The sequence below is a fragment of the Streptomyces sp. BR123 genome (assembly GCF_013401435.1).
GTDB lineage: Bacteria > Actinomycetota > Actinomycetes > Streptomycetales > Streptomycetaceae > Streptomyces.
This window is the reverse complement of record NZ_JACBGN010000229.1, coordinates 1-11,774: the sequence shown is the minus strand read 5'-3', so window position 1 is coordinate 11,774 and position 11,774 is coordinate 1. Positions and strand designations below refer to the sequence as shown.

Genomic DNA, 11,774 nt, shown 5'->3' with positions numbered 1-11,774 from the left:
GCCCCGCCCCCACCCCCGGCCATCGACCGGAACGAGGGCCTGCTGGCATCCGTCCTCACCGGCACCGTCCTGCCGCTGAGGATCATCCGGTCACTGCCGGCGCCTACGGCCGTGCACGACCTGCTCACGGCCGAGATCGCCACCGGCTGGGCCGTGGGCGCCGAGGGCCAGCTGACCGACATCGGCTCCGACCCCGCCCGCGCCACCCCGCAGTCGGTCATCACCGCCTACCGCGGAAAATCCGGCGGCCCCTTCTCGATGATCACCGCCATGGCGGCGATATTGGCCGGGGCCGACAGCGCGAGAGTGGGGCTCTGGCGCGAGTTCGGCTACGTCTTCGGCATACTCTGGCAAATATTCAACGACCAGGAGGACATCCTCTCCGGCCGCAATGAGGACCTCCTCAACGGGACGGCCACGTACCTGCTGGCCTGCACCCTGGAGGATTCCCGCGAACCCGGCGCCCGGGACCACGTCCTCGCCCTGAGCGCGGCCGCCCGGAATTCCGGTCCGGCCCGCGCGGAACTCGCCCGGATCCTGCTCTCCCCGGCCGCGCTCCACCGCTACCGCGCGGACCTGGAGGCCTTCCGCGCCGACGCCCATCGCATCCTCGGCGTACTGGGCGGGGACGAGCAGTACCTGCCGGTCCTACGGCATCTCGTGGACCACGCCGGCGCCATGCTCCTCCAGCCGGCCCCGAGCCGGGAGCGGGACCCGGAGCCCGTCCCGGCCCGCACGGCCTCGGTGCAGCCCGTCTAGTGCTCCGACCGGGCCGGCCGTAGGCGACGGCCGGGCAGGGCGACCCGGGCGTGGCGCCCTACCGGGCGGTAGGGCAGCATGGGCCGCTCATGCGCAGCTCAGGAGGAACCCATGGCCCCCGCCACCCCCAAGCCGGAGACCCTCGCCGCCTTCGAGGCCGCCAAGGGTTTCATGCCCGCCACCGAGGGACTCGCCCTGTACGCGGCCGCGGCCGCGGCGGCGGCCCTGGGGCTGCCGCTGCTGGAGGTGGGCACGTACTGCGGGCGCTCGACGATCCTGCTGGCCGATGCCGCCCGTGAGGCCGGGGTGAGCGCGATCACGGTCGACCACCACCGGGGCAGCGAGGAGCAGCAGCCGGGCTGGGAGTACCACGACCCGTCCGTCGTGGACCCCGAGGTCGGCCTGATGGACACCCTGCCCTCCTTCCGCCGCACCCTGCACCGCGCGGGGCTGGAGGAGCACGTCATCGCGATCGTGGGCCGCTCCCCGCAGGCCGCCGCGGTGTGGGGCGGCAAGCTCGGCTTCGTCTTCATCGACGGCGGCCACACCGACGAGCACGCCACCGGCGACTACGAGGGCTGGGTCCCGCACCTCGCCGAGGGCGGCACCCTCGTCATCCACGACGTGTTCCCGGACCCGGCCGACGGCGGCCAGGCCCCGTACCGGATCTACCTGCGCGCCATGGCCTCCGGCGCCTTCGAGGAGGTCTCGGTGACCGACTCCCTGCGCGTCCTGCGCCGGACCGGCCCGGGCATGTGACCCGCAGGCGCCGCGGCGGCGGGCCGGGGGCGGGGCCCGGACGGACCGGCCCTCCCGGGCATACATGAGGACTATCGCACCGCGCCCTCGGATGGCCCAGTGCCCGCCCCACGGCGGGCCCCCGGTCTAGGCTCGCGGCGTGCGCCACTACCACGACAGCCCCCCGCCCCCCGAGTCCGCCTCCGCGGTCAGCCCGGACCGGCGCCGGTTCGCGCGCCGCTCCGCCCTGGCCGTCGCGGCGGCCGTCCTCGCCCCGACCGCCCTGGCCGGATGGGTCCTGGTCGAGCTGACCACCGGCGCCGGGGCCGACGACGCGCGGCCGCCGCGGATCGTGATGCCGGCGGCCGACGCCGCGAACGCCTCCCTCACCCCGTCGGCATCGCCCGCCCCGTCCGCCTCACCCCGTACGACGCCCGGCACCGCCACCGGGAACGCCCTCGCCGGCAAGACCGTCGTCATCGACCCCGGCCACAACACCGGCAACTTCAAGCACACCACCGAGATCAACAAGAAGGTGGACATCGGCACCACCACCAAGGAGTGCGACGCCACCGGCACCACCACCAACTCCGGCTACAAGGAAGCCGAGTTCACCCTCGACGTGGCCCGCCGGCTGCGGCCCGCCCTCGAAGCCGAGGGCCTGAAGGTGGTGTTCACCCACGACGGCGAACGCCCCTGGGGCCCCTGCATCGACGAACGCGCCCGCATCGGCAACGAGGCGAAGGCCGACGCCGTGGTGTCCATCCATGCGGACGGCGTCTCCGAGGGCAGCCGCGGCTACCACATCATCCTCCCGGCCAAGGTCAAGGGCGGCGCGGCGGACACCGCGGCGATCGTCGGCCCGTCCCGGACCCTCGGCGAGCGGATCGCCGGGAACCTCGCCCGCACCACCGGCTCCGCACCCGCCAACTACCTCGGAGGCGGTACCGGGTTGGTCGTCCGCGACGACCTCGGCGGCCTCAACCTCTCGACGCAGCCGAAGGTGTTCGTCGAGTGCGGCAACATGCGCGACAGCAAGGACGCGGCGCTGCTGACCAGTCCGCAGTGGCGGCAGAAGGCCGCCCAGGGCATCGCGGACGGCATCGTCGGCTTCCTGGGCGGGTAGTCCCGAGAGGACGCCCCGCCCGCCCCGATCCTCTCGGCTGCGGGAAACCTCCGTACCATGGTCCAGCCCGCCCACCGCTCCTGGATGCGCGACCGCGGCACCACGAGACGACCGAGACCGAGAAGGACACCTAAGACGTGAACATCCGCTCCCTCACTCGAGGCGACGGCGTGGTGATCGGAGCAGCGGTGCTGCTGTTCATCGCCTCGTTCCTCGATTTCTACTCCGCGACCGGCCTGGACCTGCCGAGCGTGTGGGACACCGACGTATACCGCCTGGCGCTGCCGACCATCTTCCTGCTGGGCTTCATCGCCGCCGGCCTCATCGTCGGCGGCCGGTTCCTGCCGGAGTCCCGCAAGCTGGCGGGTCTGCCGCTGTCCGCGTGGGGAACGGTGCTCGCGGTCGCGGCCGCCTGGTCCTCGCTCTGGTCGCTGATCACCAGCCCGAGCGGCGCCGACCTGGGCGCGGGCTGCATCATCGCCTTCCTCGCCACCCTCGTCCTGGCCGGCGTCGCGGTCGCCGGCGCCAAGGTCCCGGCGCTCGCCGGACCGCTGGTGCCGGAGTCCCGGCCCGCCGCGCCGGCGCCGTTCGGCGGCCAGCCCCAGCCCGACGGGTACGGCTACCCGGGCGGCCAGCAGCAGCCCGGCTACGGCACCACGCCGCAGCCGGTCCCGCCGTACGGCGGAGCCCCCGCCCCGGCACAGGGCCCGGGCCCGCAGGACGCGGGCCCTGCCGCCCCGGCGGCCGACTTCGCCCCGTTCTGGTTCGCGGTGCCGGTGGCCCGCCCCCTGTTCGCCGAGGACGGCTCCCCCACCCCGATCGCCGAACTCGCCCCGGGCACCTGGTACCTGGCGGTGGACCAGCGCGGCCCGTCCACGCTGATCGCGCAGACCCAGGACGGCCGCCGCGGCGTACTGAACGACACGTCCGGTATCCAGCGCGGCTGAACAGCGCCTTCGCCGAACACCCGACGACCCCCCGCCCCTTCCGGGCGGGGGGTCGTTGTCCTACAGTCACCCCGTCACCTGACGCACCGTCAGCGATATCGGCGGAAGGAAGGCGCCATGCGCCTCGGACTCGCACTCGGCTACTGGGGCCGCGGCCCCGACCCCGCCCACCTCGCCCTCGCCACCGAGGCCGAGCGGCTCGGCTACACCTCGGTGTGGACCGCCGAGGCCTGGGGATCGGACGCCTTCACCCCGCTCACCTGGATCGCCGCGCACACCTCCCGGATCCGCCTCGGTACCGCCATCGCCCAGATGGCCGCCCGCAGCCCGACCGCCACCGCCATGCACGCCCTCACCCTCGACCACCTCTCCGGCGGCCGCATGATGCTGGGCCTGGGCCTGTCCGGCCCCCAGGTCGTCGAGGGCTGGTACGGGCGCCCCTTCCCCGCGAGCCCGCTCACCGCCACCCGCGAGTACGTCGACGTCGTCCGCCAGGTCCTGCGCCGCGAAGCCCCCGTCACCCTGGACGGCCGTTTCCACACCCACCCGTACCGCGGCCCGGACGGCACCGGCCTCGGCCGGGCCCTGAAGCCCATCACCCACCCGCTCCGCTCCGGCCTGCCGGTCCTGCTCGGCGCGGAGGGCCCGCGGAACATCGCCCAGACCACCCGCATCGCGGACGGCTGGCTCCCCCTGTACTGGTCGCCGACCCGCACCGACGTCCACCGGGCCTCCCTCACCGACCTCCCCGAGGGCTTCCTGATCGCCCCGATGGCCCGGGCGAAGGTCTGCGAGGACGTCGCCGAGGGGCTCCTGCCCGTCAAGGCGATGCTCGGCTTCTACATCGGCGGCATGGGCCACGCCGCACGCAACTTCCACGCCGACCTCATGGCGCGCATGGGCTACGCCGACGAGGCCCGCCGCATCCAGGACCTGTTCCTCGCCGGGCGCCGCGAGGAGGCCGTCCGCGCCGTCCCCGACGCGTTCGCCGACGAGATCAGCCTGGTCGGCCCCCGCGGGCGGATCGCCGAACGCCTGGACCTGTGGCGCAAGGGCCCGGTCACCGACCTCCTCGTCACGGCCCCCGACCCGCACACCCTGCGCGTCCTGGCCGATCTCAACGCCTGATGCGGCCGGGTACGGGGCCGGCGGCCCGGGCGCCGGCCCCGTACCCCGCCCGGCCTACCCGCCCAGCTGGGACAGGCTCGGCACCTGGTCGGTCACCGTCGCGCCCGCGCTCCGGCCGGCGCCCTTCACCCCGTTGATGACGTCCTCGAACGAGCTGATGTCGGCCTCACCGGCCTGACCCGAACGCAGCTTGGTTCCCAGGCCCTTCAGCGACTCGATGCCCGCGGTCAGCGGAACCAGCGCCTTGGACAGCAGCGGGTCGCCCTTGGCGTTGTTCACCGCCGCCTTCAGCCGGTTGTACGCGAAGGCACCTGCGAGGCCCGCCTTGACCAGCGCGAACGTACGGCCGCTCGCACCCTTCTTGAACTTGCCCGCACGGTACGGCTTGACGATCCACTGGTAGGTCGCCCCGGCCGCGAGCCCGGCGTTGAGGACGAAGCGCGTCTTGGCGAACTTCTGCCGCTCCGCCGACGTGGTCGGCGTCGGCTCGGCCACGACCACGGGCACGGCCACCACGGAAGCGGCCTCCAGCGAGGCGGCCTCCGCCCGCATCTGCGCCACCGCGGCCTGCAACTCCAGGGCCTCGGCCTGCTCCGCGGACAGCGACACGTTCGCCCCCTGGGCGGCTCTCGCCCCGCTGCCGCTCCCGCCACCGCATCCGGTGGCACCGGCGAGCAGTGCGGTCGACAGCGTCAGCGCCGTGACGGCGCTGCGGAATCGGACGGTTCTGCGTATGGACACGGTTTCCTCCGGGGGAGTGAGGTGTCCCCCGCAGCGTCACCCCGGGGCACCGGCCCCGCCACTCGGGCCACCCGTCCGGGCCACCCGACTGGCGGGGCCGCCGCCCCGCCCGCATCATCCGCCGGTGCAGCAGTCCGGCTCCAGGCCGGCCGGCAGCTCCAGCCCGCCGAACACCGCCGTCGTGGCCTCGTCACCGCCGAGCGCGGCCACGGCCAGCAGCAGCGAACCGGCGGTCCAGGTCGTCTGCTCGACGGGCCACACCGCCTTGTCCTCGAACACGTAGCCCGTCCAGTACATGCCGTTGTCCGCACGCAGGTGCGTGATGGACCGCAGGATCTCCAGCGCCCGGTCCGACTCCCCCATCGCCCACAGCGTGAGCGCGAGTTCGCAGGACTCCCCGCCGGTCACCCACGGGTTCGGCAGGACGCACCGCACCCCCAGCCCCGGCACGACGAACTCGTCCCAGCGCCCCTCGATCCGCTCCTGCGCCTGCGCACCCGTGACCGCCCCGCCCAGAACCGGGTAGTACCAGTCCATGGAGTACCGGCCCTTGTCCAGGAACCGCTCCGGGTGCCGGCGTATCGCATGCCCGAGCGCGCCCGCCGCCAGCTCCCAGTCCGGCTGCGGGTCCTCCCGGTGCTCGGCGATCGCCAGGGCGCAGCGCAGCGCCTGGTGGATGGAGGACGAGCCGGTGAGCAGCGCGTCCGTGACGGGCGTGCCGTCCGCCTCCCGCTTCCACCCGATCTCGCCGCCCGGCTGCTGGAGGCCCAGGACGAACTCCACGGCCGCGTGGACGACCGGCCACATCCGCTCCAGGAACCGGTCGTCGCCGGTGGCCAGGTAGTGGTGCCACACCCCGACGGCCACGTACGCGACGAAGTTGGTCTCCCGCCCGGCGTCCTGCGGCTCGGCGGTGTCCACACCGTCCGGCCGGTCCGCGTAGGCCGCGTGCCAGGAGCCGTCCGCGTTCTGGTGCCGGGCCAGCCACAGGTACGCCCGCTCGGCGGCCTCGTGCTCGCCCGCCACGTCCAGCGCCATCGCGGCCTCGGTGTGGTCCCAGGGGTCCAGGTGGTGTCCGCGGAACCACGGGATGGCGCCGTCGGAGCGCTGCGCGGCAAGGATCCCGGCCACGGTGGCCGCGGCCTCGCCGGCCGTCAGCACTCCGTCCAGGGCCAGGCGTTCGGTACGCCCGGTGGAGCTCACTGGGCGTCGCCGACGGGGAGGTGCGGCTTGGTCGCGTACACCACGAAGCTCTTGCCCATGACCGGGTTGAGCGCCTGCTCCGCGAGCCGCGTCGCCAGGGGCTTCTTCATGATGTCCCAGACCAGCAGCTTGTGGTAGGCCCTCACCGGCAGCGCCTTGTCGTTGTCCACGCCGAACGCGCACTTGAGCCACCAGTACGGGGAGTGCAGCGCGTGCGCGTGGTGCGAGCCGTACGGCTTCAGCCCCGCGGCCCGTATCTTCCTGAGCAGCTCGTCCGCCTTGTAGATCCGGATGTGGCCGCCCTCGACCTCGTGGTAGGCGTCGCTCAGCGCCCAGCAGACCTTCTCCGGCCCGTACCGCGGCACGGTGACGGCGATGCGCCCGCCCGGCTTGAGGACGCGCACCATCTCGGCGAGCACACCCTTGTCATCGGGAATGTGCTCCATGACCTCGGAAATGATCACCACGTCGAACGAGTCGTCCGGAAAGGGCAGCGCCAGGGCGTCGCCCTCCATGGCCGTCGCGGTCGCACCGGCCGGGGCCTCGCCGGCCTCCTTCATCGCGGCGAACCACTTGGCGACCTCGCGGATCTCCTCGCCGTTGCGGTCGACCGCGACGACCTGGGCGCCGCGCCGGTAGCACTCGAAGGCGTGGCGGCCTGCGCCGCAGCCCAGATCGAGTACGCGGTCGCCTGCGGCGAGCGGGAACCGGGAGAAATCGACGGTCAGCACGGGGTCCTGCCTTCGCGGTCGCGGGGATGATCGGTGGGAACGATGAAAAACACTGAGTCAGCGGACCCGGCGCGCCTGCTCGATGGCCGCCCGGTAGTGCGCGACGGTGCCCTCGGCGGCCTTGGCCCACGTGAACCGGGCCAGCACCCGCTCACGCCCGGCGGCTCCGAGCCGGGCCCGCAGCTGCGCGTCGCCCAGCAGCCGCCCGAGCGCCGCGGCCAGCGCACCCGCATCACCGGGCGGCACCGCGAGGCAGGTCTCCCCGTCAGGACCGGCGACCTCGGGAATGGCGCCACCCGTGGTGGCGACGAGCGGCGTACCGGTGGCCATGGCCTCGGCCGCAGGCAGCGAAAAGCCCTCGTACAGCGACGGCACGCACGCGACCTGCGCACTGCGCACGAGATCGACGAGTTCCTCGTCCGTCACGCCCTTGACGAACCGCACGGCGTCCTGGAGCCCGTAGGACTCGATCGCCCGCGCGACGGGCCCCTCCTCGGCGCGCTTGCCGACGACCACGAGGTGGGCACCGGGCTGTTCGGTACGCAGCTTCGCCAGCGCCTCGACGAGATGCACGAGCCCCTTCAGCGGGACGTCGGCACTCGAAGTGGTCACGATCCGCCCGGGGACCTCGGCCACCGACGCGTCGGGCGACCACAGATCGGTGTCCGCCCCGATGTGCACGACGTGGATCCGCTCGCCGCGCACCCCCAGGTGCTCCTCGATCTCCTGCTTGGACGAGCCGGAGACGGTCAGCACGGAAGGCAGCCGCCGCGCGACCCGCCCCTGCATCCGCGTGAAGGCGTACCAGCGCCGCACGGACAACCGCCTCAGCCGGTCCTGGGCGGCATCCAGTTCGAGCTTCCGATCGACGGTGATCGGGTGATGAATGGTGGTCACCAGAGGCGCACCGAGCCCGCTCAACAACCCGTACCCCAAGGTCTGGTTGTCGTGGACGACGTCGAACTCGCCGGCCCTCGCAGCCAAATGCCGCCGGGCCCGCAGCGAAAACGTCAGGGGCTCGGGAAAACCGCCGGTCCACATGGTGGCGACCTCGAGCAGATCGACCCAGTCCCGGAACTCCCCGCGCTTCGGTGTACGGAACGGGTCGGGCTGGCGGTACAGGTCGAGGCTGGGCAGCTCGGTCAGCGTGGCCCCGCCTTCGAGCACCGGATAGGGCTGCGCGCCGATGACTTCGACGGAGTGCCCGAGCGCGACGAGCTCACGGGAAAGATGCCGGACGTAGACGCCCTGTCCCCCGCAGAACGGGTTCCCCTTATAGGTCAGGAGCGCGATCCGCAACGGCCGGTCACCGTCCGTCACCGTCTCCGCGAAAGGGCTCGTCACCACGGCCTCTGCGGTCACTCTCGGCCCCCTTCTCCCTGCAACTTTCGCCGGAGCGTAACCGCTCGGATAATGTAGAACAAGTTTCAGACTTGATCCGTCGAAGAGCATTGAATCTACCGGCCGGAAACCACACCGTAAGAGGCGGAGCAGGTGATTCGCGCCACGACAGCGTCGCCTGCCAGGAGCGCACGGAACGGGGCACATGACAGCGCAACCGAACACCTCGACACCTCTGACGGAGCGCCAGGAGGCCCGCCGCCGCCGCATCCTGCACGCCAGCGCCCAGCTGGCCGGCCGCGGCGGCTTCGACGCCGTCCAGATGCGCGAGGTCGCCGAGGCGGCCGGCGTCGCGCTGGGCACCCTGTACCGCTACTTCCCCTCGAAGGTGCACCTGCTGGTCGCCACCATGCAGGACCAGCTCCAGCACATGCACGCGGCCCTCCGCAAGCACCCGCCGGCCGCCGAGGACCCCGCCGCCCGCGTCGCGGAGACCCTGATGCGCGCCTTCCGCGCCCTCCAGCGCGAACCCCACCTCGCGGACGCCATGGTGCGCGCCCTGACCTTCGCCGACCGCAGCGTCAGCCCCGAGGTGGACACCGTGTCCCGCCTGACGACCGCCATCATCCTGGACGCGATGGGCCTGGACGCCCCGCCCACCGCGGAGCAGCTGTCGGCGGTCCGCGTCATCGAGCACACCTGGCACTCGGCCCTGATCACCTGGCTGTCGGGCCGCGCCTCGATCGCCCAGGTGAAGATCGACATCGAAACGGTCTGCCGCCTGATCGACCTGACGTCTCCCGAAAAGTCCTGATCCCGCCGCCCGCCCCGGCCACAGCACCCCGGGCCCGGCGCTCCGCGCCCCGGGGGAGCCGGCCGCCGAAGGCCCGCCGGCCGCATCCCGGACGGGGGCCGTACGCCCATCCGCCCCCCGGCCGTTCCTCCGGGGCTTCCCGGGAGTCTGCCGGCATTCCGGGGCGGGTCGGGCGGTCAAGCGTGGCCGAAGGCCATCGCGCAGCGGCCATCGCGCAGCGACGCGATGACGAAGGAGGAGCGCCCTTTTACAGGCCGGCCCGCCGCGGAAGGACGAGGGGCGCCCGGGAAGCCCCCACCCCTTCCCTCCTACTCGTCGGGCGGAAAGACCGCCTCCCCGCTCCCGGCCAGCAGGATCGTGATCGCCTCGACGGGACACCCCTCGGCCGCCACCAGAATCGGCTCGTTCGCGTCGATCTCCGCCTGTCGCGCGTGCGACTGACGCGCCGAGTCAAGGGCGAAGCCCTCCGGGGCGTGGTTCACGCACATCCCCGACCCGATGCAGACGCCCCGGTCCACCTGCACCTGCCACCTGTCACCCGTCACGGACGCCGCCCTCAAGCCCCGGCCCCGGACCCGTACCCACCCGGTAGGTGGATCATCTTGTGCTCCAGGTACTCGCCCAGCCCCTCGGGCCCGAACTCCCGCCCGATCCCGCTGTTCTTGTAGCCGCCGAACGGCCCCAGCATGTCCAGGCTGAACGTGTTGACGTTGAACGTGCCCGTCCGCACCTGCCGGGCGAAGTCGATGCCGTGCTCGACGTCGGCCGTCCAGACGCTCCCGCTCAGCCCGAACTCGGAGTCGTTCGCGATCCCGAGCGCCTCCCGCTCGTCCCCGTACGGGATCAGGCAGACCACGGGCCCGAATATCTCCTCCCGGGCGATCCGCATCCCGTTGTCCACGTCCCCGAACAGCGTCGGCTCGACGTACCAGCCCCGCTCCAGCCCGGCCGGCCGCCCACCGCCCACCAGGACCTTGGCACCCTCCTCCTGCCCGATCCGGATGTACTCCAGCGACCGCTCCTGCTGCCTGCGCGCCACGAGCGGGCCGAGCTGGGTCGCCGGGTCGAGGGGGTCGCCGACCACCAGCGCGGAGGCCGCCGCGGCAAGCGCCTCGGCCACCTCCCCGTAGCGGCTGCGCGGGGCGAGGATCCGGGTCTGGGCGACGCACGCCTGCCCGTTGTTCATCCAGGCCGCGGGGACGATCCCGGCGACGGCGGCCTCCAGGTCGGCGTCCGGCAGCACCACGGCGGCGGACTTCCCTCCCAGCTCCAGGGTGAGCCGGGTCAGGTTGCGGGCCGCGACCTCCATGACCCGCTTCCCGGCCTCCACCGACCCGGTGAACGCCACCTTGTCGACACCGGCGTGGCCGACCAGGTACTCGCTCACCTCCCGGTCGGCCGGCAGCAATGACAGCACCCCCTCGGGCAGCCCGGCCTCCCGGGCGATGTCGGCGAGGATGTACGAGTCCAGCGGCGCCTCGGGGGACGGCTTGAGGATCACCGCGCACCCGGCCAGCAGCGCCGGCGCGAGCTTCGCCGCGGCCACGAACTGCGGCACGTTCCACGGGATGACGGCCGCGACCACGCCCACCGGCTCCCGGCGCACCAGGATCGGCCCGAGCACGCCCTGGCGGTGCTCCTCGTACGCATACGCGCGCGCGACCTGGATCGCGGCGTCGTAGACCATCATCGGACCGAGCGCCTGGGCGAGGATGCTCCAGGAGTACGGGGAGCCGTTCTGGGAGCTGATCGACCGGGCGATCTCCTCGTGCCGGACGGCGATCGCGTCCTTGATCCGGGTGACGACCGCGATCCGCTCGTCCAGGGGCATCCGGGGCCAGGGGCCCTCGTCGAAGGCCCGGCGGGCGACGGCCACGGCCCGGTCCACGTCGCCCCGGGACGCGTGTGGAACGCTGCCGATGACCTGTTCCGTGTGGGGGGAGACGACCTCGATCGTCCCGGTGCCGAGCGGGTCCGCCCACTCCCCGCCGATGAACAGCTGTCGGTGCTCCACGCGCTCGGTCACGGCTGGTGCCTCCTCCGGCTTGGCGTTCCCGAACTGATACCAGTTCCAGTTAGAGGAGTCCACGAGCAGGACAGAACCCGGAAAGAGATCCAACGGTCGGCAGAAGGCCGCCGGATGGCCGACTGGGCCACCAATGCAACACGTTCTCATCGGGAAGACGAGGAGCAGGAGGAGAACCCAGGCCCCCCATACCGCCCAACCCCACCGGTAAGGGTCACCC

The 11,774-nt window shown here is 72.9% G+C and carries 12 protein-coding genes; 6 read left to right on the top strand and 6 right to left on the bottom strand.

All coding sequences use genetic code 11. From position 1 onward, the window contains the following. The 5 genes from HYE82_RS27400 to HYE82_RS27380 all read left to right on the top strand — a co-directional run. Positions 1-759 (top strand): polyprenyl synthetase family protein (locus tag HYE82_RS27400; protein ID WP_179176844.1); only part of this gene is annotated, 759 nt, incomplete at its 5' end. A 111-nt stretch (positions 760-870) separates the two neighbouring features. After that, a complete protein-coding gene (locus HYE82_RS27395) occupies positions 871-1,518 on the top strand; it encodes a class I SAM-dependent methyltransferase (RefSeq protein WP_179176843.1) in 648 nt (215 codons plus the stop codon). Between the two features lie 139 nt (positions 1,519-1,657). Continuing rightward, positions 1,658-2,623 carry an N-acetylmuramoyl-L-alanine amidase gene (locus HYE82_RS27390; RefSeq protein WP_179176842.1) on the top strand — a complete coding sequence of 322 codons (966 nt, stop codon included), beginning with the start codon at positions 1,658-1,660 and terminating at the stop codon, positions 2,621-2,623. A gap of 137 nt (positions 2,624-2,760) precedes the next feature. After that, positions 2,761-3,570, top strand: coding sequence for a DUF5336 domain-containing protein (locus HYE82_RS27385; protein ID WP_179176841.1), 810 nt, complete (start codon positions 2,761-2,763; stop codon positions 3,568-3,570). Positions 3,571-3,687: 117 nt separating this feature from the next. Then, positions 3,688-4,698 carry an LLM class F420-dependent oxidoreductase gene (locus HYE82_RS27380; RefSeq protein ID WP_179176840.1) on the top strand — a complete coding sequence of 337 codons (1,011 nt, stop codon included), beginning with the start codon at positions 3,688-3,690 and terminating at the stop codon, positions 4,696-4,698. A 54-nt stretch (positions 4,699-4,752) separates the two neighbouring features. Here HYE82_RS27380 and HYE82_RS27375 read toward each other — a convergent pair whose 3' ends face one another. From HYE82_RS27375 to HYE82_RS27360, 4 genes are all read right to left on the bottom strand, one after another. After that, a complete protein-coding gene (locus HYE82_RS27375) occupies positions 4,753-5,433 on the bottom strand; it encodes a hypothetical protein (protein ID WP_179176846.1) in 681 nt (226 codons plus the stop codon). Positions 5,434-5,553: 120 nt separating this feature from the next. Then, a complete protein-coding gene (locus tag HYE82_RS27370) occupies positions 5,554-6,642 on the bottom strand; it encodes a prenyltransferase (RefSeq protein ID WP_179176839.1) in 1,089 nt (362 codons plus the stop codon). Then, positions 6,639-7,373 carry a class I SAM-dependent methyltransferase gene (locus HYE82_RS27365; protein ID WP_179176838.1) on the bottom strand — a complete coding sequence of 245 codons (735 nt, stop codon included), beginning with the start codon at positions 7,371-7,373 and terminating at the stop codon, positions 6,639-6,641. Before HYE82_RS27365 ends, HYE82_RS27370 begins: the two co-directional genes overlap by 4 nt. A gap of 57 nt (positions 7,374-7,430) precedes the next feature. After that, the gene (locus tag HYE82_RS27360) at positions 7,431-8,735 is read right to left on the bottom strand and encodes a glycosyltransferase family 4 protein (protein WP_179176845.1); all 1,305 of its coding nucleotides are present in this window, start codon (positions 8,733-8,735) and stop codon (positions 7,431-7,433) included. Between the two features lie 184 nt (positions 8,736-8,919). Between HYE82_RS27360 and HYE82_RS27355 the strand changes: the two genes are divergently transcribed. After that, entirely contained in the window at positions 8,920-9,528 is a 609-nt protein-coding gene (locus HYE82_RS27355; RefSeq protein WP_179176837.1) for a TetR family transcriptional regulator, read from the top strand. 308 nt (positions 9,529-9,836) lie between these two features. On the opposite strand, the gene HYE82_RS27350 is transcribed toward HYE82_RS27355, so the two are convergent. Both HYE82_RS27350 and HYE82_RS27345 read right to left on the bottom strand, forming a co-directional pair. Next, positions 9,837-10,073, bottom strand: a complete 237-nt coding sequence (locus tag HYE82_RS27350) for a ferredoxin (RefSeq protein WP_179176836.1) — start codon at positions 10,071-10,073, stop codon at positions 9,837-9,839. An 11-nt stretch (positions 10,074-10,084) separates the two neighbouring features. Further along, positions 10,085-11,554 (bottom strand): aldehyde dehydrogenase, encoded by a 1,470-nt coding sequence (locus HYE82_RS27345; RefSeq protein WP_179176835.1) that lies wholly within the window; start codon positions 11,552-11,554, stop codon positions 10,085-10,087. Positions 11,555-11,774: the final 220 nt, after the last annotated feature.

Excerpts from the sequence above, each read along its gene's own strand:
- HYE82_RS27395 (WP_179176843.1), top strand. The coding sequence starts at position 871 with ATGGCCCCCGCCACCCCCAAGCCGGAGACCCTCGCCGCCTTCGAGGCC.
- HYE82_RS27380 (WP_179176840.1), top strand. The coding sequence starts at position 3,688 with ATGCGCCTCGGACTCGCACTCGGCTACTGGGGCCGCGGCCCCGACCCC.
- HYE82_RS27355 (WP_179176837.1), top strand. The coding sequence starts at position 8,920 with ATGACAGCGCAACCGAACACCTCGACACCTCTGACGGAGCGCCAGGAG.